The sequence below is a fragment of the Acidimicrobiales bacterium genome (assembly GCA_041394265.1).
GTDB lineage: Bacteria > Actinomycetota > Acidimicrobiia > Acidimicrobiales > SZUA-35 > JBBQUN01.
The window spans coordinates 3893271-3915123 of the sequence record JAWKIO010000005.1 but is presented as its reverse complement, the minus strand read 5'-3'; the positions used below and the strand labels follow the sequence as shown (position 1 = coordinate 3915123).

General features: G+C 67.8%; 22 protein-coding genes. 17 read left to right on the top strand and 5 right to left on the bottom strand.

All coding sequences use genetic code 11. The annotated features are described in order from the left end of the window. Positions 1–105: 105 nt before the first annotated feature. The 5 genes from R2733_18900 to R2733_18880 all read left to right on the top strand — a co-directional run bounded on the left by R2733_18900 (position 106) and on the right by R2733_18880 (position 4559). On the top strand, positions 106–1629 hold the full coding sequence (locus R2733_18900) for a DUF4389 domain-containing protein (protein MEZ5378581.1): 1524 nt from the start codon (positions 106–108) through the stop codon (positions 1627–1629). A gap of 67 nt (positions 1630–1696) precedes the next feature. Beyond that, positions 1697–2080 (top strand): spore germination protein GerW family protein, encoded by a 384-nt coding sequence (locus R2733_18895; GenBank protein MEZ5378580.1) that lies wholly within the window; start codon positions 1697–1699, stop codon positions 2078–2080. 205 nt (positions 2081–2285) lie between these two features. After that, positions 2286–2903: a DUF6529 family protein gene (locus tag R2733_18890; protein ID MEZ5378579.1), complete on the top strand. Its 618-nt coding sequence runs from the start codon at positions 2286–2288 to the stop codon at positions 2901–2903. Positions 2904–3059: 156 nt separating this feature from the next. After that, a complete protein-coding gene (locus R2733_18885) occupies positions 3060–3506 on the top strand; it encodes a cupredoxin domain-containing protein (protein ID MEZ5378578.1) in 447 nt (148 codons plus the stop codon). 63 nt (positions 3507–3569) lie between these two features. Next, entirely contained in the window at positions 3570–4559 is a 990-nt protein-coding gene (locus R2733_18880; protein ID MEZ5378577.1) for a hypothetical protein, read from the top strand. Positions 4560–4753: 194 nt separating this feature from the next. Here R2733_18880 and R2733_18875 read toward each other — a convergent pair whose 3' ends face one another. Together R2733_18875 and R2733_18870 are read right to left on the bottom strand one after the other, a co-directional pair. Beyond that, positions 4754–5473: an anti-sigma factor gene (locus R2733_18875; GenBank protein MEZ5378576.1), complete on the bottom strand. Its 720-nt coding sequence runs from the start codon at positions 5471–5473 to the stop codon at positions 4754–4756. Next, positions 5454–6041, bottom strand: coding sequence for a sigma-70 family RNA polymerase sigma factor (locus R2733_18870; GenBank protein ID MEZ5378575.1), 588 nt, complete (start codon positions 6039–6041; stop codon positions 5454–5456). The genes R2733_18875 and R2733_18870 overlap by 20 nt, the downstream gene beginning before the upstream one ends. Positions 6042–6182: 141 nt before the next feature. Between R2733_18870 and R2733_18865 the strand changes: the two genes are divergently transcribed. The 9 genes from R2733_18865 (at position 6183) to R2733_18825 (ending at position 15420) form a co-directional block, all read left to right on the top strand. Then, positions 6183–6938, top strand: a complete 756-nt coding sequence (locus R2733_18865) for an SDR family oxidoreductase (GenBank protein MEZ5378574.1) — start codon at positions 6183–6185, stop codon at positions 6936–6938. 155 nt (positions 6939–7093) lie between these two features. Then, a complete protein-coding gene (locus R2733_18860; protein MEZ5378573.1) occupies positions 7094–7921 on the top strand; it encodes an MBL fold metallo-hydrolase in 828 nt (275 codons plus the stop codon). A gap of 1 nt (position 7922) precedes the next feature. Beyond that, positions 7923–8696, top strand: coding sequence for an enoyl-CoA hydratase (locus tag R2733_18855; protein ID MEZ5378572.1), 774 nt, complete (start codon positions 7923–7925; stop codon positions 8694–8696). Then, entirely contained in the window at positions 8693–9331 is a 639-nt protein-coding gene (locus R2733_18850; protein MEZ5378571.1) for a TetR/AcrR family transcriptional regulator, read from the top strand. The genes R2733_18855 and R2733_18850 overlap by 4 nt, the downstream gene beginning before the upstream one ends. Continuing rightward, positions 9328–10878 carry a class I adenylate-forming enzyme family protein gene (locus R2733_18845; GenBank protein ID MEZ5378570.1) on the top strand — a complete coding sequence of 517 codons (1551 nt, stop codon included), beginning with the start codon at positions 9328–9330 and terminating at the stop codon, positions 10876–10878. The genes R2733_18850 and R2733_18845 overlap by 4 nt, the downstream gene beginning before the upstream one ends. A gap of 54 nt (positions 10879–10932) precedes the next feature. Next, positions 10933–11697 carry an SDR family oxidoreductase gene (locus tag R2733_18840; GenBank protein MEZ5378569.1) on the top strand — a complete coding sequence of 255 codons (765 nt, stop codon included), beginning with the start codon at positions 10933–10935 and terminating at the stop codon, positions 11695–11697. Beyond that, on the top strand, positions 11697–14060 hold the full coding sequence (locus tag R2733_18835) for a xanthine dehydrogenase family protein molybdopterin-binding subunit (protein MEZ5378568.1): 2364 nt from the start codon (positions 11697–11699) through the stop codon (positions 14058–14060). Before R2733_18840 ends, R2733_18835 begins: the two co-directional genes overlap by 1 nt. Further along, positions 14057–14902 carry an FAD binding domain-containing protein gene (locus R2733_18830; protein MEZ5378567.1) on the top strand — a complete coding sequence of 282 codons (846 nt, stop codon included), beginning with the start codon at positions 14057–14059 and terminating at the stop codon, positions 14900–14902. The genes R2733_18835 and R2733_18830 overlap by 4 nt, the downstream gene beginning before the upstream one ends. Continuing rightward, a complete protein-coding gene (locus tag R2733_18825) occupies positions 14899–15420 on the top strand; it encodes a (2Fe-2S)-binding protein (protein MEZ5378566.1) in 522 nt (173 codons plus the stop codon). The genes R2733_18830 and R2733_18825 overlap by 4 nt, the downstream gene beginning before the upstream one ends. Before the next feature lie 160 nt (positions 15421–15580). Here the strand turns inward: R2733_18825 and R2733_18820 are convergent, their stop codons facing one another. From R2733_18820 to R2733_18810, 3 genes are read right to left on the bottom strand one after another with little or no spacing between them, the layout of a single operon-like run. Then, the gene (locus R2733_18820; GenBank protein ID MEZ5378565.1) at positions 15581–16408 is read right to left on the bottom strand and encodes a TIGR03619 family F420-dependent LLM class oxidoreductase; all 828 of its coding nucleotides are present in this window, start codon (positions 16406–16408) and stop codon (positions 15581–15583) included. Beyond that, the gene (locus tag R2733_18815; protein ID MEZ5378564.1) at positions 16408–17514 is read right to left on the bottom strand and encodes a phosphotransferase family protein; all 1107 of its coding nucleotides are present in this window, start codon (positions 17512–17514) and stop codon (positions 16408–16410) included. Before R2733_18815 ends, R2733_18820 begins: the two co-directional genes overlap by 1 nt. Before the next feature lie 41 nt (positions 17515–17555). After that, a complete protein-coding gene (locus R2733_18810) occupies positions 17556–19175 on the bottom strand; it encodes a thiamine pyrophosphate-binding protein (protein ID MEZ5378563.1) in 1620 nt (539 codons plus the stop codon). 79 nt (positions 19176–19254) lie between these two features. Between R2733_18810 and R2733_18805 the strand changes: the two genes are divergently transcribed. The 3 genes from R2733_18805 (at position 19255) to R2733_18795 (ending at position 21851) form a co-directional block, all read left to right on the top strand. After that, on the top strand, positions 19255–19731 hold the full coding sequence (locus tag R2733_18805; protein MEZ5378562.1) for a hypothetical protein: 477 nt from the start codon (positions 19255–19257) through the stop codon (positions 19729–19731). Beyond that, the gene (locus R2733_18800) at positions 19728–20663 is read left to right on the top strand and encodes an HTTM domain-containing protein (GenBank protein ID MEZ5378561.1); all 936 of its coding nucleotides are present in this window, start codon (positions 19728–19730) and stop codon (positions 20661–20663) included. The genes R2733_18805 and R2733_18800 overlap by 4 nt, the downstream gene beginning before the upstream one ends. Positions 20664–20729: 66 nt before the next feature. Next, the gene (locus tag R2733_18795) at positions 20730–21851 is read left to right on the top strand and encodes an iron-siderophore ABC transporter substrate-binding protein (protein MEZ5378560.1); all 1122 of its coding nucleotides are present in this window, start codon (positions 20730–20732) and stop codon (positions 21849–21851) included. Positions 21852–21853 lie beyond the last annotated feature (2 nt).

Genomic DNA, 21853 nt, shown 5'->3' with positions numbered 1-21853 from the left:
CAAAGTTGCCGCTGGATCATGGCCGAGAGCCGTTGGACCCTTGGGGGCCGGCGACCGCTCGACGGACAATCGAGCTGACGACCAACCATGCACAAGGAGACTGCCATGCGTCCAGGACGGATCGTGGCTCTCGTCATCGGTTGTCTCTTGGTGATCCCGGCCATCGCAGTGCTCCTCGGGGGCGGCGCACTGGGCCTGGGCTACGCCTTCGGACGCGGTGACGACGGCTACTTCGACACCACTCTCGATCGGTTCGCAACCGACACGGTTGCGATCACGGCAGACGACATCACGTTCGCCGCCGACCCCGGTTCCCCCGACTGGGTCCTCGATGCGCTCGACGCCGACGTTCGGCTCCGAGTCACCAATACCAACGAACGCACGCTGTTCATCGGTATCGCTCGTCAGGCCGACGTCGACGCCTACCTGGCCGGTGTCGCCCATGACGAGGTGACCGACATCACCGACTCGGCCGCGCCGGTCTACCGCACGCAACCCGGCACCCTTGCCATTGCTCCTCCGATCGATCAGACCTTCTGGGAGGCGACAGCGACGGGGTCGGGCGACGCCGAACTCACCTGGGAGGCCACGAGCGGGACGTGGGCGGCCGTGCTCATGAACGCCGATGGCAGCCCGGGTGTCATCGCCGATCTGAATGTCGGCGCCAAGGCCGCCTTCGTGCTGCCTCTCGCCGTGATCATGATGACCGCCGGTGCTCTGACGACGGCCCTGGCGGTCGGGCTCATCATCTTCGGTGCCCTCGGTGCCCATCGCAGTGAGCCGTCGACCGTCGTGGAAACCGGGGTGCCGGGAGTGCCCGGGAGCCACGGGCTCGAGCCGCTGCATCTCCATCCGGTGACCTTGACGGCCCGCCTGGATCCCGAGCTCTCACGCTGGAAGTGGCTGGTGAAGTGGCTGCTCGCCATTCCACACTTCATCGTGCTGGCGTTCCTGTCCGTTGCCTTCGTGCTGCTGACCTTGGTCGCTGGCGTGGCGATCGTTTTCACCGGCCGCTACCCCCGCGGCATCTTCGACTTCAATGTCGGCGTGCTGCGCTGGGCGTGGCGAGTCGAGTACTACGCGAGCACGGGTGGTATCGGCACCGACCACTATCCGCCGTTCAGCCTTCGCGAGGAGCCGGGTGACGATGCCCGGTTCGACATCGACTACCCGGAGCGACTCTCCCGAGGTCTCGTCTTCGTGAAATGGCTGCTCGCCATTCCGCATCTGATCATCGTCGCCGTGCTCTCCGGGGGATCGGTGCGCTGGCTGGCAGCCGAGGGTGACCGCGTCCGCTTCGACATGACCGCCGGCGGTGGTCTGCTCGGCCTCCTCGTGCTCGTCGCCGGCATCGTGCTGCTCTTCGACGGGCGCTACCCCAAGGCGTTGTTCGACCTGATCGTCGGGTTCAACCGCTGGATCTACCGGGCCATCGCCTACGTGGCACTCATGACCGACGTCTACCCGCCGTTCCGTCTCGACCAGGGTGGCAGTGAGACTCCGGCGTTCCCCGTGCCGCCGACACGCCCCGGCGCATCGGCTGGCGTCGACCTGCGACCCGAGCAGATCGGACCCGGCGACAGCGTCACCGACAAGCCGATATGGGCGGATGACGAGGTTTCACGATGACCTCGAGCGACACGGGGCGGCCGCTCGTCAGCCACACGCTCGTCAGTCACAACGGACAGGAACGATCATGACCACACACACCAACGACACCATCGACATCACCGAGAATTCCATCCTCGACGACCTTCGAGGCACCCGCGATCTGCTCTCGGTCGGACGGGTCTTCGGCGACCCGATCACGGCGGAAGGCGTCACCATCATTCCCGTTGCCCGCATCTCCGGCGGTGCCGGTGGCGGCGGCGGGGAAGACACCGATCCCGACAAGGGAGGACGAGGCTTCGGGAGCGGCTTCGGTCTCGGCGCCCACGCCATCGGCGTCTACGAGCTACGCGACGGCACGCTCAGCTGGAAGCCGGCGGTCGATGTGAACCGAGTGATCCGCGGCGGACAGGTCCTCGGCGGCATCATCGCCGTCTGCGTGAGCCTGGTCCTCCTCCGCTGCCACCGCTGACCTGACCCAAGCCCCAACCCCCAAGCAACGTTGGCGAGTTGATACGCCCAGTGGTGACAACTCGCCAACGGCGCGCGCTCTGGCGGTCAAGACCCCGTCAATCTTTTTCTGACGAGTCGCGAACCGTTTGTGCATCGTCGCCGTACTGCTCATCGACCGCACCCGATGCCCACGGGTGGGACCTCTCCAAGCAGGAGCCCAGACGATGAGCGAATACACCACCCACCCCAACGAGCTGTCGACGTCGACCGACGCCGTGACCTCCAGTGTCGGCGGTGCCGGGTCGAGTCCCATCGCCGGACTCCTGCCCCTCATGGCCGTCGGCGCCGCCGTTGCCATCAGCCTTGGCGTGTACGGCCGCCTGCACCAGCCCACCGGGCAGGGCATCACCGCCTTCGGGTTTCCCGCCGTCCTACCGATGAAGGCGTGGTTCGCCACCGGCGCCGCCGTGCTCGGACTCGGCCAAGCCCTCTCGGCGGCATGGATGTGGGGCCGCCTTCCGGGCGCAGGCAGTGCACCCGCCTGGCTCGGTCATGCCCACCGATGGCTCGGCACGGCGGCGTTCCTCCTGACGCTCCCTGTCGCCTACTACTGCCTCTGGGCCCTCGGTTTCCAGCAGACGACGACTCGAGTGCTCGTCCACTCACTCCTCGGTTGTGCGTTCTACGGGATCTTCGTGACCAAGATGCTGGCCCTGCGATCCTCACGTCTCGGGTCGCTCGGGCTGCCGCTACTCGGTGGAGCTCTCGTCGCGACGTTGACGGCCATCTGGTTCACGTCGTCGCTCTGGTTCTTCACCAACGTCGGCTTCCCCGGCGTGTGACGCCAGCCCGCCCCGCCTGACCGAGCCCGGCCCGCCAGCACCGAATGGCGCCGGCAGCCCTGCTTCGACGCGGCCATGCGGCCACCACGGCCATCTCTTTCTCTCCCAAGAGCAACAAGCAAACCAGCACCCAGCAACCCAGCGAAAGGCAATCCCATGACACCCCGAATCACCGCAACCCTGGCCATCTGCGCACTTGCCGGCGGCATCGCCGCCGTCAGCTTGTTCCGTCCGGCGTCGGCGCCAACGGCAGCGCCGGCCTCAGCGCAAGCGACCGCTGAGGCCGATGGCGGCCATTCCGGTGGCGCCGATCACACCGCCGCCGACGACGGAGCAGCTGCGACGCCGGCCACCGGCGCCGACGTGACCATCGAAGGGTTCGCCTTCGCCGTCGCCGGCACCTACGCCCCCGGGCAGACGATCACCGTGACCAACGCCGATGGCGCGCCACACACCATGACGGCCGTCGATGGCTCGTTCAACAGCGGCCAGATCGATGGCGGCGCCTCGGTGCAGCTGACGCTGCCGACGACGCCCGGCACCTACGAGTTCTTCTGCGCCATCCACCCATCGATGACGGCGACCATCACGATCGCCGGCTGACCAGCCACCTACGACCTCGACCCACCAGCACCAGCACCAGCACCAGCACCAAGGAAGACGACCATGTCCAAGATCACCCCCACCATCCGTTCCACCTCACTCGATCGACCAACGCCGGGCACCCGCCCAGCGCTCGTCGTCGCCGCAATGATGGCGTTCTCACTCGGCGCCGGCGCCTGCGGCGGCTCGGCACCACTCGCAGCACCTGCCGCTCCGGCACCCACCGAGGCGGCACCCGCCACCACGCAAGCACCGTCAGCCAGCGCGGCGAGCAGCGGCGTCGTCGTGAGTGCGAGCGAAATTGCGCTCGGATCGATCCTCGTCGGCGAGGGCGGCATGACCCTCCACGGCTTCACCAACGACACCGGCGGGGCGTCGGTGTGCACCGGCACCTGTGCCGAGGCCTGGCCGCCCGTGATCGTCGGTGCCGACTGGACCGTTGCTCCGGGTCTCGACAGCGGCATCTTCAACACCACCACCCGAGACGACGGATCCCTCCAACTCGTGGCCGGCAAGTGGCCGCTGTACTACTACGGCGGCGATGTCGCGCCGGGTGATGTCAACGGTCAAGGAAGTGGCGACGTCTGGTTCGTCGCCGGGACCGACGGCGGGCTCATCCAGGACGAGGTCGCGGCCGCATCACCCGGCGCCGGAACGGCCGACGCAAGCGTCGGTGCGATGACCGTCGGTGCCGTCGACGGTCGAGACGTGCTCGTGGACAGCTCCGGCATGTCGCTCTACGGCTTCCTCAAGGACGATGCCGGCGAACCGACCTGCACCGATGGCTGTGCCAATGCCTGGCCGCCACTACTCGTCGACTCGGCTGACCTCCCCGCCGGCCTCGATGCCGAGATCTTCTCGGTGGTTGCCGCCGGCGATGGGTTCCAGCTCAAGGCCGGCAAGTGGCCGCTCTATCGCTTCGCTGGCGACGCCGAGCCGGGCCAGGGCAACGGTCAGGGATCAGGCGGCGAGTGGTTCCTCGTCGCCCCTGACGGCTCGTTGGTTCGAGACGATGCCGGCGCCGAGGCATCCAGCTCCGACGACGGCTACTGAGGATTCCAAGATCGCTTGCTGGGAGCGAACCGGGGGCCGTGTCGACGCTGTCGACACGGCCCCCGTTGTGGTTTTCACCTTGTCGTTTTTGCCACCACCACCTCAGACCATCGACGCAACTTTGGAGAGTTGATGCCGCTCAGAGGTGTCAACTCGCCAGAGTTGCGGCGCGATTGGACGACGACCGGTAAAGGTCAGTCGTCGAGGCGGACCATGAGGACCACCTTGCCCGATGAGGTCGTGTCGGCCTCGTCCTGCACGGTGATGGTGAAGAGCGGATAGTCGTCGATGGTGACACCAGCCCACAGCTCGATCGTGCCGCCGCCGCCACGCAGATGGAACGTACCGGCACTGACGCCGACCTCGGGATCCTGCCGGAGCCAGGCCTCGTAGTACTGACCGGGCTCGGCCGGCGGCAGGCCGCTGACGTCGAGGACGATCCGGGTGCCGTTGGCCGTGTCGAACACGTCGATGTTGCCCGCCGCTCCGGGGACGAGGTCGGTCGGCGCCAAGGCCAACTCGGCATCGGGCGACGGATCGGACGACGGTCGCAACGTCAGCGCAGCGAACACGACCGACGCCGCAGCGGCGCCAGCCAGCGCCGGGAGCGCCAAACGGCGGAAGCGCGACAGCTCGACCACCGGTGCAAGCCTCGGCTCAGTGCGTTCGGATGGTTCCGATGTCGAAGGCGAAGGGCTCGCAGACACCGGTTCCGACGAGATGGACGCCTCCGTTGTGCGGGGACCGTCATCGGATGCGAGAAGGTCACCGATCGCCGCGAGGATCATCGCCTCGTCGTTCGGGTCGGTGTCGGACCAGGTGTTCTCGTCGGCGAGGAGCCGCAACAGCTCAGGGTCGTCGAACGCGGCGAAGGGATCCTCGGTGTTGTCGCTGTCAGGGAAGTGGTCGGTCATTGATGTCCTCACCTCCCTCTACGTTCGAAGCAGCACTTTGGATCACCGAATCATCGAGGTGCCCCAAGGTAACGGCGAGTCGACCGTGGGCACGGTGCAGGCGTGACTTGACCGTGCCGACCGGCAGGCCGAGCCGAGCGGCGATCTCGGTGTGAGGAAGGCCGACGAGGTGCGACAGCCGGACGACCTCTCGTTCGGGTGCCGGCAGCAGGTCGAGCGCTCGCCGGACCTCGAACCGCTCCCACGTTTGTTCGAACGAGATCGCCGACACGGCCACGTCGGTCTCCTGCTCGTGACCACCCTGTGTCGGCCGGCTCTCTCGACGCAGTACGTCGATCGCCGTCCGTCGAGCAATCGAGTAGAGCCAGGGCGCCAGGTCTCGATCGGGATCAAACATGGACGACGCCTTCCACGCCTTGATGAAGGTCTGTTGTACGACCTCGGACACGAGCTCGGGCTCACCGATCATCGAGCGCGCGACGGTGCGCACCGCACCGCCGTAGCGAGCGACGACCTCTCTCACTGCCCCTTCATCGCCGGCAACGAACCGGGCGCCGAGATCCTCCATCCGCGCTCAGTCTCGCACAACCCATCAATCCGCTCGTGCATCACCGCAACCCCCCGAATCCACCGCAACTTTGGCGAGTTGATGCCGCTCACAGGTCTCAGCTCGCCAAAGTTGCGGCGGTGGGTGGGGCAAGATGGGGGCATGTTCCGACTTGACGACAAGGTGGCGTTCATCTCCGGATCGACCCGGGGGCTCGGGTGGGCGATCGCACAGGCCATGGCCGAGCAGGGAGCGCACGTGGTCATCAACGGCCGCAGCGACGACGAGGTCCGAGCCCGGGTGAGCGAGCTGGTCGGCCGAGGCTTCGCAGCGAGCGGCGAGGCCCTCGACATCGGTGACCTGGACGCCGCCATCGCTGCCGTGGACCGGACCGCCGACACCCACGGCCGACTCGACATCCTCGTCAACAACGCCGGCACCACCGTGCGAGCGCCGCTCGAGGAGTTCACCGACGCCGACTGGTCCGCCGTCCTCCGGGTCAACCTCGACGCCCCGTTTGCCATGGCCCGCGCTGCCGCTCGCCACATGATGGAAGCCGGGCGGGGTCGGATCCTCAACGTCGCCTCGATCATGGGAACCGTGGCCCGGCCGACCATCCCGGCCTACGTCGCCTCGAAGGGTGGGCTCGAGGCGATGACCAAGGCGCTTGCGGTCGAGCTCGGCCCACACGGCATCACGGTCAATGCGATCGGTCCCGGCTACGTGGCGACCGAGTTCAACACCCCACTCGTCGCGGACCCCACCTTCAACCAAATGGTCTGCACCCGGACGCCCGTGGGGCGCTGGGGAGAGCCCGATGAGATCGGGAGCGCTGCGGTCTACCTGGCATCCGACGAAGCCTCCTACGTCAACGGCCAGAAGCTGATCGTGGACGGCGGCATGACCGTCGCCCTCTGACCCACCGCCACGATCAGAAACCACTGCAACGTTGGTGCTGGCGACATCAAAACGAGGCTCCCAGCACCAACGTTGCTTCTCGTCGAGTTGACAGGGTGTGACGCTGGGCACAAACTAACGAGCGTTCGTTAGTAGCTTCTTCTCGAGGGGGACCCATGACGACATCCAGCGCCACCGCACCCGAACACCGCGTGGGCGACATTTCGATCTTCTCCTTGGTCGATGGGGCGGCCACCGAGCACGCACGCACGATCCTGTCGAAGCCCGGCGTCGATGGCGACGTGTGGGCCGCACACGCCGACCTGCTCGACGGCAATGGTCAGCTCGAACTCACGATGGGCGCCTACCTGGTCGTGACCGGAGACCGCCGAGTCCTGATCGACGCCGGACTCGGCATGATCGACAACGGGCAGTACCGAGGCGGGGCAATGCTCGACAGCCTCGCCACCACCGGGCTTGTGCCGAGTGACATCACCGACGTCGTCTTCACCCACCTCCACTTCGACCATGTCGGCTGGGCGACTCGTAAGGGCGAGGTCGTGTTCGACAACGCCACCTATCGCTGCCACACCGCGGACTGGAACCACTTCATCGAGAGCGGCGACGCCGACGCCGGCGCACAGCGCAAGCTTCGTCCGGTCGAGCCGCAGCTCGAACTGTTCGACACCGACCGCACGATCGCTCCCGGCATCGACGTCCGCCACGCTCCCGGCCACACGCCGGGCTCGGTCATCGTCGTCGTCTCGCACGGTGACGATCGGGCCATGCTCATCGGCGACATCGCCCACTGTCCGGCCGAGCTCACCGAAGACGAGTGGGAGGCCGTGTTCGACGTCGACCGGGATCTTGCCCGGCGAACCCGCGAGGCGCTCGCCGCCGAACTCGAAGGAGCCAACGTGGCGATCGGCGCCGCGCACTTCCCCGGCCTCCGCTTCGGCCGGCTCCTTGCCGGGCAGGGCGAACGCTCGTGGGTCATGAGCTGAGATGGCCGTCCGTACCGAGCCTGTCGACCTCGCCAGCGTCGATGGCCCAGGCGACAGCGCGCCATCTGCATCGCTCGTCGTCATCGATCGCCCCGAGCGACGGAACGCGCTCGACACCGAGCATTGCACGCTGATCGCGAACGCCGTCGCCGAGCGGGTCGCTGCCGGTGACCGGTCGCTGGCGATCACCGGCGCCGGCACCTCGTTCTGCTCCGGTGCCGATTTCGGCGATGTCACGTCCGGCGGGTTCCGAGCCGCGCTCCACACGATGCTCGACACGATCACCGACGCCCCAATCCCCATCGTGGCCGTCGTCAACGGTCACGCCATCGGGGCCGGCCTGCAGCTGGCCATCGCCGCCGATCTCCGAGTCGCCGCGCCGACCGCATCGTTCGGGATTCCGACCGCCCGCCTCGGACTCGCCGTCGATCCGTGGACCATCGAGCGACTCGTCGCGCTGGCCGGCGGCGGCGCAGCACGACGACTCCTCCTCACCTGCTCGATCCTCGACGCCGACGACTCGCGAGTGGCGGGGCTCATCGACCAGATCGGCGATCTCGAAGCAGCGCTGGCGCTGACCGCCGAACTCGCCACGCTTGCGCCACTCACGCTGCGCTACATCAAGCAGACGGTCGACGCCGTCGCCAAGGGAGCTCGAGTCAGCGACGACGCCTCGATCCTGGCCGCGTTCGAAGCGTGCTGGTCGAGCGACGATCTCGCCGAAGGGCTCAGCGCCCGAGACGAGAAGCGCCCTGCCCGATTCGAGGGGCGATGAGCAACCGCTCCAACATCACCCCGGCCGCCGTGCGAACCGTCGCCCTGCAGCTGTTCGCCGAGAAGGGCTACCACGGCACGGCGATGAGCGAGATCGCCGCACGGCTCGAGATCCGCACCCCCAGCCTCTACAACCACATCGAGTCGAAGCAGGCGCTTCTCGCCGACATCGTGCTCGACACGAGCCAGGCCGTGTACGACGACTTCGCAGCGGCCATCCGCCGCCCGGAAGTGGAGGGCAACACGCCGGCGCAGCTCTCGGCGGCGGTGCAGGTCTATGCCCACCGCCACGCCACCCACCGTCACGAGGCACTCGTCGTGAACTCCGACGTCGCCGCGCTCGACGAGCCGGTGCGATCACAGGTCTTCGAGCTCCGCCGCACTCATGAACGCGGCATCCGAGACCTGATCGATGCCGGCAGGAAGAGCGGTGACTTCCACGTCGACCAACCGGCGCTGGCGTCGTTCGGCATCCTCGAAATGTGTGTGGCCATCGCTCGATGGTTCCGAGACGACGGTCCGCTCTCGGCCGAGGCAACAGCTTCATCGCACGCCGAGTTCGCACTGCGGCTCGTCGGCTACACGGGATCCCTGACCGGGCTCGGAGGCCCGAACGACGAGGTGGGCAACGTATGATCCGCGCCGAGCTCATTCGCACCGTGCCCGAGTTGCTGGCCGGGCATCACCGGACGCGCCCTGACGCCGTGGCCTTCGACGATCCGACAACGACCGTGACGTACGGCGAGCTCGACAAGCGAACGGCGCGCCTTGGCGGCCACCTCGCCGGAATGGCGGGCACCCGCGGCGCTCGCGGCCTGATCCTCATGTCGAACCGTGTCGAGGTCGCCGAGAGCTACCTGGCGCTCACCCGTGCCGCCATGGTTGCCGTGTGCGTGAACGCTGCGGCCGCCGAGCCCGAGGTTGCCTACCAGCTCGACCACAGCGGAGCCGAGATCGTCATCACCGACGCCGATCACCTCGACATGGTGACGTCGCTTCGGGACTCGAGGCCGAACCTGCGTTGTGTACTGGTCGCCTCCTCCATGCCGAGCGGCCACGACTGGGTGGTCGACTACGACCGCTTGGCCAACACCGATCCCGACCTTTCGGCACCCGACGACCTCGACCTCGACGACACCGCCTACCTGCTCTACACCTCTGGCACCACCGGCCGCCCCAAGGGCGTGATGCTCACCCAGCGCAGCCTGCTCTGGGTGGTCGCCACCTGCTGGTCGCCGATTCTCGGCCTCGGCCCCGACGACCGCCTGCTCAGCCCGCTCCCGCTCTTCCACTCGTATGCGCTCGACCTGAGCGTCCTCGGTGTCGTCGCCACCGGCGCCAGCGCCCACCTCATGCCGCGGTTCACCACCGACGCCACCCTCGACCATCTCCGTTCGGGCATGTTCACCGTGCTGGCCGGTGTTCCGACCATGTTCCAGTATCTGCTGAACGCCGGGACCGAGGCCGAGTCCCTGCCCGGCCTGACTCGCTGCGTCACCGCCGGTGCGGTCATGCCGGGCTCGGTCAATCAAGCGTTCGAGGAACGGTTCGGCGTCACCCTCCTCGATGGCTACGGGATCACCGAGACCTCCACCATGGTGACGATGAACTGGCCGAACAGCTCCCGGATCCCCGGATCCTGCGGCTTCGCCGTGACCGGCGTCGGTGTCCGCCTCGTCGATCCGGCCACCGGGCACGACGTCGGCGCTGGCACCGACGGCGAGGTCTGGGTCTCGGGGCCGGGCGTGATGCAGGGGTACTACGACAACCCGGAGGCGACCGCTGCGGCGCTCACCGACGGCTGGTACCACACCGGCGACCTCGCTCGCCGAGACGCCAACGGCTTCCTGACCATCAGCGGACGGATCAAGGAGCTGATCATCCGGGGCGGCGAGAACATCTATCCGGCGGAAGTCGAAGCAGCCATCCTGCTCGCCCCCGGGGTCGCCGATGCCGCCATTGTCGGCGCGCCGCACCCGCAGTTGGGCGAGGTCCCGGTGGCCTTCGTCGTTCCCGAAGCAGGTGCGACCATCGATCCCGAAGCCATCCGTGCTGCCGTCGCCGGTCAGTTGACGTCGTTCAAGGTCCCGGCCGAGGTGTACACCACCGACGTCATTCCTCGAACCGGATCGGGCAAGACCAAGCGCTTCGAGCTCGTCCAGCGACTCGGCACGGACTCGTAGCGGCGAGCGCGACACCCGAACCGTCCAGCATCACCCATCCAACGAAAGCTCACCATGGAACTCCAACTCAACGACACCACCGTCCTCGTCACCGGCGCCGGTCAAGGGCTCGGTCGAGCCATCGGCATGGCCTTCGCCAACGAAGGCGCGCGAGTGGCCTTCCACTACCACTCGTCATCGACGGGGGCCGAGGAGGCTGCGGCCGAGGTCGCCGCCAACGGCGGCCAGGCGATCGCGGTGGGCGCCGACCTTCGTGATCGAGCAGCCGTCGAGGCGGCGGCGGCAACGGTCGAGTCCGAACTCGGGCCGATCGGTGTGTTGATCAACAACGCGGCGGCCACCCAGTCCAAACCGTTCTTCGAGTCGACTGAGGACGACTGGGCGCCTCAGATCGACGTCACCGTTGCGGGCACCCTCCGCATCTGTCATGTGGTCGGCCAACAGATGGCTGCCAACGGCGGTGGCGCCATCATCAACCTCATGGGCGACTCGGGACGCGTCGGCGAATCCCGACTGCTCGTCACCGCCACCACTCGGTCGTCGACGGTGGGCCTCACCAAGTCGCTCGCCAAGGAACTCGCCCGCCACAACATCCGGGCGAACGCCGTGTCGATCGCGCTCGTGCAGACCGACAACCTCGACGCCCACACGGGCGATGCCGACGACGAACGGATGAAGAAGATCCTTGCCGCCTATCCCCTGCGCCGACTCGGGCGCCCCGACGATGTCGTCCCCATGATCCTCCTCCTCGCCTCCCCGCTGTCGTCGTGGACCACTGGTCAGGTGATCTCCGTCAACGGCGGCTACTCGATGATGTGATGACGCACACGACCGGCGACACACCGACGATGGGGACGAGCCCCCGCCGCAAGGAGGATCAGCGCCTCCTCACCGGGCGGGGTCGCTTCGTGTCCGACCTCCAGCTCCCCCGCCTACGCCACGTGGCGTTCGTTCGGAGCCCCTTCGCTCACGCAGCGGTCACGAACATCGACACCGGCGACCTCGACCTCGACCAGCACCCGGTGTTCACCTCGGCGTCGCCGGGCTTCGAGCTCGGCCTGCGGGCGCAATCGGCACTTCCCGGCTACGTCGAGACCGAGCAACCCCCGCTGGCTCGCGGCAAGGTGCGGTTCGCCGGTGAGGCGGTCGCTGCCGTTGTTGCCGATGACCGGTACCAGGCCGAAGACGCCGCCGAGTCGGTCGTGATCGACTACGAGCCGCTGCCCGTGACGGTCCGGGCATGGAACGCGCCGGCACACCCAGTGCATGACGACGCAAGCGACAACGTCTTGCTCTCCCGCACGTTCGAGGCCGGAGCCGTCGATGACGCGCTCGCCGGAGCGGCGGTCGTCGTGCGGCGTGAGCTCGTGACCAACCGGCACGGGGGCAACCCGATGGAGGGACGGGCCGGCGTGGCGCTGTGGGAGGGCGGCCCGACAGACGGCCAGCTCACCTTCTGGTCCGGCACCCAGATCCCTCACCTGGTCCGCAACATGCTGGCCGAACTCCTTGACATCCCGGAGTCCCGGGTGCGAGTCATCGCTGCCGACGTGGGCGGAGGCTTCGGCACCAAGGCCGTGCTCTATCCCGAAGACCTCGCGCTCTGCCTGATGGCCAGATCGTTGCCCGGTACGCCACTCAAGTGGGTCGAGGACCGCAGCGAACACCTCGCCTCGGCCACTGCTGCTCGCGACCACCGCTACGAACTCGAGGCGGGCTTCGACGCCGACGGTCGGCTTGTCGGTATCCGCGGCGACGCCTGGTGCAACGTCGGCGCGTACTCGGTGTATCCGTGGACCGCCGGCATCGAGGCACTGATGGCGGGCGGTCTGCTGTCGGGTCCCTACAAGCTCGAGCACTACCGCTGCACGGTGCGTGGCGTGGCCACCAACACTGCACCCTCGGGCCCGTACCGCGGGGTGGCACGACCGGCCACGGTCTACGCCATGGAGTGTCTGCTCGACTCCGGCGCACGAGCACTCGGGATCGACCCGATCGACATCCGACGCATCAACCTCATCGGCCCCGACGACGTGCCGTACCGCATGCCGACTCGCTTGATCGACGACACCGGGCACTATGCCGAGTGCCTCGACCAGTGCGTCGAACGGCTGGGGCTCGCCGACCTCCGGGCCGAGCAGCTTCGACGCCGGCTCCACGGTGGACGCCCGATCGGCATCGGGATCGCCTGCTACAACGAGCTCACCGGGCTGGGCCGCGCTGCCTCGGCCGGACCGCGCATGCCGTTCCGCACCGGGCACGAGGCCTGCACCGTGCGAGTCAATCCTGACGGCAAGGTCCTCGTGCTCTCCGGCGTCACGTCACAAGGTCAGGGGCTGGAGACCACCCTGGCGCAGGTCGTCGCCGACGCCGTCGGTGTCCCATACGAAGACGTCGAGGTGCGCTACGGCGACACCGACCAGTCGCTGTGGGGGTTCGGTGCCTTCTCGTCTCGCCAGGCCGTCATCGCCGGCGGGGCGGCGAGCCTGGCCGGTGAGGCGGTCAGGGATGCCTCGATCCGGCTTGCGGCCGAACTCTATGAGGCGTCGGTCACGGATCTGCGACTCGAGCGCGGCCAGTTCCACGTTGCCGGGTCGCCCGAACCGGTCGGCACGCTGGCCGATGTCGCCCGCGTCGCCTACCTCGAATCCAACCGGCTCCCCGCCGGGTTCGAACCCGGCCTCGATGCCACCCGCTTCTTCGACCCGGTGATGGGTGCGTTCGCCGCCGGGGTCCAGCTTGCTGCCGTCGAGATCGAGCCAGCGACCGGCGAGCTGACGATCCTTCGTTGGATCTGTGTCGAGGACGCCGGTCGTGCCGTGCATCCTCAGATCGTCGAGGGACAGATCGCCGGCTCGATCGCCCAAGGCATCGGTGGCGCCCAGTACGAGCACCTGGTCTACGACGACGACGGCAACCTCCGCACCGGCACCCTGCTCGACTACCTGATGCCGACCTCGGCCGAGATCCCCGAGCTCGAGATCGGCCACATCGAGCGACCCGCCGACAACCCGACCGGAGTGCGAGGCGTCGGCGAAGGCGGCACGCTCGGGCCAGCGGCCGTCCTCGCCAGCGCCGTGGCCGACGCCGTCGGCGTCGAGATCGATCACCTCCCGCTCACCCCGGAGCGACTCTGGAATGCGCTGCGAACGGTCCCGGCGACGACCGGAGGCCCGTCATGAAGCCGGCACCGTTCGACTACCACCGGGCCGCGTCGATCGACGACGCCGTCGCCGTCCTCGCTGCTTCCGACGGCGAGGGCAAGTTGCTCGCCGGGGGGCAGAGCCTCGTGCCGTTGCTGTCGATGCGCCTCGCCCAGCCCACGGTCCTCATCGACCTCAACGGGCTCGCCGATCTGCGGACGGCCGAGGCGCTCGACGACGGCCGACCCATCGCTCGGTTCGGCGCCATGACCCGTCATGCCCACCTGCAGCGGCAATCCCTTCACCCGATGGCGGCGCATCTGGCCGGGTGGGTCGGTCACACCGCCATCCGGACGCGGGGCACACTCGGCGGCAGCATTGCCCACGCCGACCCGAACGCCGAGTGTCCGGCGCTCGCGCTGGCCTCCGACGCCACGATCCACACCAGCGGGCCCGGTGGTACTCGGCGACTCGCCGTCGACGACTTCTTCGAAGGCATGCTCGAGACGGCCGTCGCCGACGACGAGGTGCTCACCCATGTCGACCTCGAGGTTCCCCATCGCTGGGGCTTCGGCGAGCTGGCCCGCCGCAGCGGCGACTTCGCGTTGGTGCTCGCCTGCGTCAGCGAGCTCAGCAGCGGCTGGCGCGTCGTGATCGGCGGCGTCGACTCGACACCGGTGCGGGTGACCGACGCCGAGCAGGCCCTGGCCGCCGGCGTCGATCCTGTCGAGGTTGCTGCGATCGTCGGCAGCAGGCTCACGGCGTACGACGACCTTCATGCCGGGGTCGACTATCGCATCGCCATGGCCGCGGAACTCACCCGACGAGCGGCCGAGCAGGCGCTCGCCGGTCTGAACGACGACGATCGGAGCGACGCATGATCGACAACGACCGCCCGACCGCCGTGCCGGTCACGATCGAGGTCAATGGCCGCCGGCGCACGACGCTCGTGGAGCCGAGGCACACCCTCGGCGACGTCCTGCGGGAGCAGCTTGGTCTCACCGGCACCCACCTGGGATGTGAACATGGCGTCTGCGGTGCCTGCACTGTGCTGCTCGACGGCGAGCCGGTTCGTTCCTGTCTCGTGTTCGCCATGCAACTCGACGGTGCTGCGATCACCACCATCGAGGGCCTCGCCGACTCCGACGGCACGCTGCACCCGGTGCAAGAAGCGTTCACCGCCTGCCACGGTCTACAGTGCGGCTTCTGCACGCCGGGGTTCGTCCTCACCGCCGTCCACCTCCTGCAGCAACGGCCCAACCCGGACCGCGCGACGATCCGTCACGAGCTGTCCGGCAATCTCTGCCGCTGCACCGGCTACATCGGCATCGTCGACGCCGTCGAGCTGGCAGCGAAGCACCTGGCCGGAGGCTCGCCGCCCGCAGGCACTGCTCAGTGATGCCACCCTACGCCCACACGGCTCCGCCGAGAAACCCAACCCGTAGCTCCGGGCCTGCGTCCAATTCCTGACAACCTCCGGGTTTCCGCGCCGCTGAGCGTACGCAGCCCCGGAGGTTTGGTGAGTTTGGACGGAGCCCCGGAGGTTGGTGGGTTGGTGCTCAGGCGGCGATCAACGACGCCACGTGGGCGAGGCCCTGCCGGATCTCGGCGAGGTCGGGTGTGGCGGTGCCGACGATCAGTTGATCGGCACCGGCGTCGGCCCACGCTTGCACCGACGCCCGATCGGGCACGTCGGTGGTGAGGATCCTGGGTGCCACCGTGATGTCGTCTCGGCTCCGGCCCTCCGCTTCGAGCGCCGCAACCAGTTTCGGCATCCGACGAGCCAGACCGGTGACCGAACACATCGGGTGCCAGCCGTGTCCATGACGAGCAGCTCGGCGACGAGCCGGTCCGCCCGCACCGCCGATCCAGATCGGCAGAGGCTGTTGCTGGGGCTTGGGTGACGCCTTGATCCCGTCGAGCGTGAAGTACTCACCGGGGAAGCTCGCTTCGCGTTGCGTCCACAACGCCGACATCACCTCGATGCTCTCGTCGGCGTATCGACCACGATCCTCGTAGATCACACCGAGCGCTTCGTTCTCCTCGGGCAAGCTGCCAACCCCGAGACCGGCGATCACCCGCCCGCCGCTGAGCTGGTCGATGGTGGCCAGCGTCTTCGCCAGCGCCATCGGGTGGAGATAGGGCAGCACCAACACCGAAGTGCCGAGCTTCACCCGCTCGGTGCGCACGGCGGCAGCGGCCAACACCGTGAGCGCATCGTGGTACGGCCGGTCGTCGAGGCGATCCTCGATGTAGCCGACGTTGAGGATGTGGTGGTTCACCCACACCGAGTCCAGCCCGAGCGCTTCCGCCTCGGCGGCGATGTCGACCACGTCGTTGACGTTGTCGAGCCCCCAGTTGTTGGGCAACACGAATCCGAACTTCATCACGCCTCCAACAATCGTGAAGCCGTCCGCATGAGGGCCGGAATGCTGTCGGCGATGGTGGCCATACGTTCGTCGGTCGAGTCGCCCACCTTCCATCGGTGATGGAGCTGCTGGACCACGACGGCGGTCTTCCACTGGGCGAAGGCCTCGTACCATCCGATGCCCGAGACATCGAGGCCCGTCTTCTCGCCGTAGCGTTGCGCCACCTCGGCTCGACTGGGCAGGCTCATTCGTGTCATGCCGTCGTGGCTCGATCGCCGGACGTCGTCGCTGTCGTCAGGGTCGGGCCAGTAGTTGAGGAGCGTGCCGATGTCGATCATCGGGTCGCCCAGGGTGGTCATGTCCCAATCGAAGAACGCGACCACCCGATCGGGGTTGCCGGTCTCGAACATGGCGTTGTCGAGCTTGAGATCGTTGTGGACGAACGACACCCGCTGGCTCGCCGGCATCGTGGCCTCGAGTCGGGCGTGGATGGCGGTCATCTCGGGATCGTGCACCGGATCGGCAACGAGGTCCCAGCGCTTCTTCCAACCGCCAACCTGGCGCTCGACGAATCCGTCGGGACGCCCCAGGTCGCCGAGCCCGCAGGTGTCGGGATCGAGCAGGTGGAACGCGGCGATGGCGTCGACCAGGGCGAGGCCCAAACGGTGCCCGACATCGGGAAGGTGACGCATCGACTCGGGCAGCACGCCACGAATGACCTCGCCACGACGCCGCTCCATCACGAAGAAGTCGGCGCCGGCGATGTCATGGTCATCGCAGAACACGTACGCCCGTGGAGCGGCGTCGAAGTGTTCCCACAGGCGCGAGAGCACCTTGTACTCGCGCTTCATGTCGTGGGCGCCGGGTGCCAGCGTGCCGAAGGGTGGACGGCGCAGCACCAGTTCAGTCGCACCGAAGCGGATCATGTAGGTGAGGTTGGCTGCGCCGTTGGGGAACTGGAGCACCTCGAACGGCCCGCTCAGATCGAGGTCGCGGGGCAGCTCTGCTCGGAGGTACGCCTCGATCCGACCCCAGTCGAGCCCCTCCCCCGGCCGCACGACGGCCGTCTCGGGCGGGGCCTCGTCGGCGAATGGGTCGACCGGTGGCACGTCCTGCGTCGTCATGTCCGGAACGTAGCAGCGTCGGTGTGATCGATGCCGCCTGCTCAGCCGCGCACTCGCTGCATGCGCAGCCATGGCCACGGGCTCGGCAGGTCGCCGGTCGAAAGCACGACCATCGACGGCCCGTCGTGAGCGACGGCCTGGGCAAGCGCGTCGCGCAACTCGTCGGCCGTCTCGACGCCCCGGCTCCGCACACCGAACGCCTCACCCATGGCCACGAAGTCCGGGTTCTCGAGGGTGGAGGCGATCAGGCGGTCCTCGCCGAAGCGACTCGTTTGGATGCCCTTGACGTTGCCGTACGACCGGTTGTCGTGCAGCAGGATCGTGACCGGGATGTCGAACTGCTTGGCGGTCGCCAGCTCGGTTGCACTGAACAAGAAGCCGCCGTCGCCCACGAGATTCAGGACTCGGCGATCACCAGCTGCCGACTGGACGCCGATGGCGTGGGCCACTCCCGCACCGAGGGTGCCCGCTGGCCCCGACGTGAGGAACGACTTCGGCGAGTGGAAGTCGTAGGCGATGTGGGCGGCGAACCCGAGCTGCGTGACGTCTTCGACGATGATTGCGTCGGTGGGCATGGCGTCGGCGATCGCCGCCAGGAACGCCCGCTGCGGCGCCAACACGGCTGAGTCGCTCTCGAAGCGACGACGCCGCACCGCCACCTCGTCCCGACGATCGGCGATCGAGCTGACTCGGCCATCGAGTGCCTCGATCAGCGAGCGGACCGTCGTTGCCGCGTCGCCGTGGAGTCCGATGGCGCCGAGCCCATGGCGATCGAGCTCGTCGGCGTCGAGGTTGATCTGCACGATGCTCATGGCGTCGTCGACGCCCCAGTGCATGATCGGGAACTCCATTCGGGTCCCGATGCCGACAACGACGTCGGCGTCCCGCCAGAACTCACGCCCGACCGGCATCGGCGCCCACAGCGGATGCTGAGCGTCGATCACCCCATGGCCCTGGCGGCGGGTCGTCACCGGTGCGTTCAACAACTCGGCGAGCTGCTGCACCTCGGCTGAAGCGCCGTGTGCGCCGCCGCCCACCACGATCAGCGGGCGCTCGGCCGCGCCAACGGCGGCAACGGCGGCGACCAGTGCGTCGGCATCGGGCGTCGGTGCCGGCTCGAGCTCGGGGAGTCGATCGATCAGCGTGTCGACCTCGTGGCTCCAGACGTCGACCGGCACCTCGACGCTGACCGGTCGGGGCTCACCGGACAGGAGGGCAACCAGCGCTCGGTTGACCTGCTCGACCGCCGTCTCGCCTGACTCGATGTACTCGTTGTGCTTGGTCACCTGCTCGAGCACCGCGCTCTGATTCGGCAGCTCGTGCAGGAGGCCGATGCCCTTGCCCTTGGCTCCGGCCGGGATGGCGCCCACGATGGCGAGGGTCCGGCCGCCGGCCCAATAGGCAGAGGTGAGGGCCGCTCCGGCGTTGAGGATGCCCGGGCCCGGCACGACGGCGAAGGCCGACGGCTTGTCGGTGAGCTGAGATGCGCCAAACGCCATGTAGCCGGCGCCCTGCTCGTGGCGAGTGACGATTGGGCGGATGTCGGGCGCGTCGACCAGCGCATCGAAGAAGTCGTCGTTCTGCACGCCGGGCAGGCAGAAGAAGTTCTCGATCTCGAGGGCGCGCAGCGCCGACACCATGAGTTGGGCAACAGTGGGCATCTGGTGGTCTCCGATCCGGCCCGGAGCCGAGCCGGGTGCCAACGTAGCAGTCACGGCCCAATCGACGAGTCTGCGTCCGATGCACGAACCCTCCGCCAAACGACCCAACACCGCACCGGTCGGCGAGTCGACGCCGACCCAGCGATCGTGGTGGCCGAGAGTGGTCACGCCGATCGTGATCGCTGCGCTGCTCTCGCCGGCCGTCCGCAATACCGACAGCCTCCCGCTGTCGACGTATCCGATGTACTCGGGCACTCGAAGCAACGTCAGTTCGTTCGTGACGGCGTCGGGCATCGACCGTGAAGGAAGCCGCCGAACGCTGTCGGCACTGGCCATCGCCGAGAGCCGCGATCGCCTGATTGCGCAGTCGTTTCTCAACGATGCGGTCCGCCGTGGCGACGCAGGACGGGTCTGTGAAGACATCGCGAATCGAGTGAACGCCGACCTGGCGGCCATCGAGATCGCCACCGAACGCCACGACACCATTGCCCGCCTGCGAGGCGAGGAATCGCTGCTCGAGCGTGACGTTCACGCCAGCTGCGAGACAGCGTCATGAGGTCCGTCGCTCGCCGCCTTCAGCCAGCGCAGTGGCCGCGCCGTCTTGACGACTGGCTCCAGGAACCGGCGCCACCCGAACGTCTGGCAACGCTTCGTCTCGCCATCGGTGGCTACGCCCTCGTCAACCTGTTCGTCAGCTTCGGCGAGTTCGACCGACTCGCCCGCCGCCCAGCCGACGAGTTCGAGCCGGTCGGACTGGCAAGTCTCCTCAGCGGACCGGTCGCACCCGAGTGGCTCTGGACCCTGTTCGCTCTCTCAGCGCTCAGCGGCGCCGGCTTCGTTGCGGGTGTCTGGTACCGGGTCTCGGGGCCGGTCTTCGCGCTGGGCACGCTCGCCTGGGCGACCTACCACGCCTCGTGGGGCCAGATGCTCCACTTCGAGCACCTCGTCACGCTGCACCTCCTGGTCCTTGGATGGTCGCCCGCGGCGGATGCCCTCTCGCTGCGATCGGGACGGCGCGCTTCGGTGGAAGGTCGGACGGCGCACCACGGCTGGCCTGTCCGACTGATGGCCATCATCACGGTGATCACCTACGCCCTGGCCGGCATCGCCAAGCTCCGCAACGGAGGTTTGGCCTGGGCCGATGGCACGACGCTTGCCAACCACATCGCCTATTCGGCGACTCGTCTCGACCTGCTCGGTGAACCTCGGCCGCCGCTCGCGACGTTCGTGATCGGCCGAGCGCAACTCCTCGGCCCGATGGCCCTCGCCGGCTTGGCCGTCGAACTCCTGGCGCCATTGGCCTTGTTCGGGGGCCGGTTCCGCCGGATCTGGGTACCGAGCATCGTCGCGTTCCATCTCGGCACCCTGCTCACGATGTTCGTCTTCTTCTCCTACAACGGGCTCGGCTTCGCCCTGCTCCCGCTCTATCGAGTGGAGCGCGTCGCGGCGTTTCTCGACCGGTCGGCACGTCGCATCGCTGGACGGTGATGCGCTGGTTGGCACTCGACTTCTCATGCGTTAGGGTAACTTAACATCTGAGAAAAGGACTGGTTTATGATCTGGCGAGTTGCCCGTTACCCCCTGTTGCTGCTGGCCGCAGCGCTGATCGCCGCCTCGTGCGGCAGCACCGACGCCGTCGACGAAACGGCCGCTCCTGCGGTCTCCACGACCGAGGCAGCGTCGGCATCGCCCGATGCGGATCATTCCGAGTCGCCGATCACCGAGGCATCCGACGACGCCACCACCGCCGGCGAAGCGGGCAGCTCCTTCCCCATCACCATCGAGCACGTCTATGGCGAGACCGTCATCGAGGCTGCGCCGAAGCGTGTGGCCACGGTCGCTTGGGCCAACCACGAGGTGCCCCTTGCCCTCGGCGTGGTGCCGGTCGGCATGGCCAAGGCCACCTGGGGTGATGATGACGGCGACGGCATCATGCCCTGGGTCGAGGCCCGGCTCGACGAGCTCGGCGCCGAGACACCCGTGCTGTTCGACGAGACCGACGGCATCGACTTCGAAGCCGTCGCCAACACCGGGCCGGATGTCATCTTGGCCTCGTACTCCGGGTTGACCCAGGAGGACTTCGACACCTTGAGCCAGATCGCTCCCACCATTCCGTACCCCGAGGTCGCTTGGGGCACGTCGGTACACGACATGATCGCGATCAACGCCGAGGCGATGGGGATGGCCGACGAGGGCGCAGCCTTGATCGCCGAGCTCGAGGCCATCGTGGCCGAGGCGTTCAGCGGCCACGCCGAGTTGGAAGGCAAGAAGGTCGTCTTCTCCTACATCGACCCGGCCGACACGAGCCAGATCGGCTTCTACACCACCCACGACACCCGCCCCGGGTTCCTGATGGAACTCGGCATCCAGACACCGGATGTCGTCGCCGAGCGCTCAGCCGGCACCGAAGCGTTCTACGACACGATCAGCGCCGAGCAGGCCGATCTGTTCGCCGACGCCGATGTGTTCGTCGCCTACGGCGACGAGTCCACCCTTGCTGCGCTCCAGGCCGACCCATTGATCGGATCGATCCCGGCGATCGCAAACGGCGCCGTCGCCGTCCTCGAGAACTCCACCCCACTCGCTGCGTCGGCCAACCCGTCACCGCTGTCCATTCCTTGGAACATCGACGACTACTTCTCGTTGCTCGCAGCCGCCGCGGCGAACGCCGGTTGATC

Bases quoted from the DNA above. Each gene is read 5' to 3' on its own strand.
- R2733_18900 (MEZ5378581.1), top strand. From the start codon at position 106: ATGCGTCCAGGACGGATCGTGGCTCTCGTCATCGGTTGTCTCTTGGTG.
- R2733_18895 (MEZ5378580.1), top strand. From the start codon at position 1,697: ATGACCACACACACCAACGACACCATCGACATCACCGAGAATTCCATC.
- R2733_18890 (MEZ5378579.1), top strand. From the start codon at position 2,286: ATGAGCGAATACACCACCCACCCCAACGAGCTGTCGACGTCGACCGAC.
- R2733_18885 (MEZ5378578.1), top strand. From the start codon at position 3,060: ATGACACCCCGAATCACCGCAACCCTGGCCATCTGCGCACTTGCCGGC.
- R2733_18880 (MEZ5378577.1), top strand. From the start codon at position 3,570: ATGTCCAAGATCACCCCCACCATCCGTTCCACCTCACTCGATCGACCA.
- R2733_18875 (MEZ5378576.1), bottom strand. From the start codon at position 5,473: ATGACCGACCACTTCCCTGACAGCGACAACACCGAGGATCCCTTCGCC.
- R2733_18870 (MEZ5378575.1), bottom strand. From the start codon at position 6,041: ATGGAGGATCTCGGCGCCCGGTTCGTTGCCGGCGATGAAGGGGCAGTG.
- R2733_18865 (MEZ5378574.1), top strand. From the start codon at position 6,183: ATGTTCCGACTTGACGACAAGGTGGCGTTCATCTCCGGATCGACCCGG.
- R2733_18860 (MEZ5378573.1), top strand. From the start codon at position 7,094: ATGACGACATCCAGCGCCACCGCACCCGAACACCGCGTGGGCGACATT.
- R2733_18855 (MEZ5378572.1), top strand. From the start codon at position 7,923: ATGGCCGTCCGTACCGAGCCTGTCGACCTCGCCAGCGTCGATGGCCCA.
- R2733_18850 (MEZ5378571.1), top strand. From the start codon at position 8,693: ATGAGCAACCGCTCCAACATCACCCCGGCCGCCGTGCGAACCGTCGCC.
- R2733_18845 (MEZ5378570.1), top strand. From the start codon at position 9,328: ATGATCCGCGCCGAGCTCATTCGCACCGTGCCCGAGTTGCTGGCCGGG.
- R2733_18840 (MEZ5378569.1), top strand. From the start codon at position 10,933: ATGGAACTCCAACTCAACGACACCACCGTCCTCGTCACCGGCGCCGGT.
- R2733_18835 (MEZ5378568.1), top strand. From the start codon at position 11,697: ATGACGCACACGACCGGCGACACACCGACGATGGGGACGAGCCCCCGC.
- R2733_18830 (MEZ5378567.1), top strand. From the start codon at position 14,057: ATGAAGCCGGCACCGTTCGACTACCACCGGGCCGCGTCGATCGACGAC.
- R2733_18825 (MEZ5378566.1), top strand. From the start codon at position 14,899: ATGATCGACAACGACCGCCCGACCGCCGTGCCGGTCACGATCGAGGTC.
- R2733_18820 (MEZ5378565.1), bottom strand. From the start codon at position 16,408: ATGAAGTTCGGATTCGTGTTGCCCAACAACTGGGGGCTCGACAACGTC.
- R2733_18815 (MEZ5378564.1), bottom strand. From the start codon at position 17,514: ATGACGACGCAGGACGTGCCACCGGTCGACCCATTCGCCGACGAGGCC.
- R2733_18810 (MEZ5378563.1), bottom strand. From the start codon at position 19,175: ATGCCCACTGTTGCCCAACTCATGGTGTCGGCGCTGCGCGCCCTCGAG.
- R2733_18805 (MEZ5378562.1), top strand. From the start codon at position 19,255: ATGCACGAACCCTCCGCCAAACGACCCAACACCGCACCGGTCGGCGAG.
- R2733_18800 (MEZ5378561.1), top strand. From the start codon at position 19,728: ATGAGGTCCGTCGCTCGCCGCCTTCAGCCAGCGCAGTGGCCGCGCCGT.
- R2733_18795 (MEZ5378560.1), top strand. From the start codon at position 20,730: ATGATCTGGCGAGTTGCCCGTTACCCCCTGTTGCTGCTGGCCGCAGCG.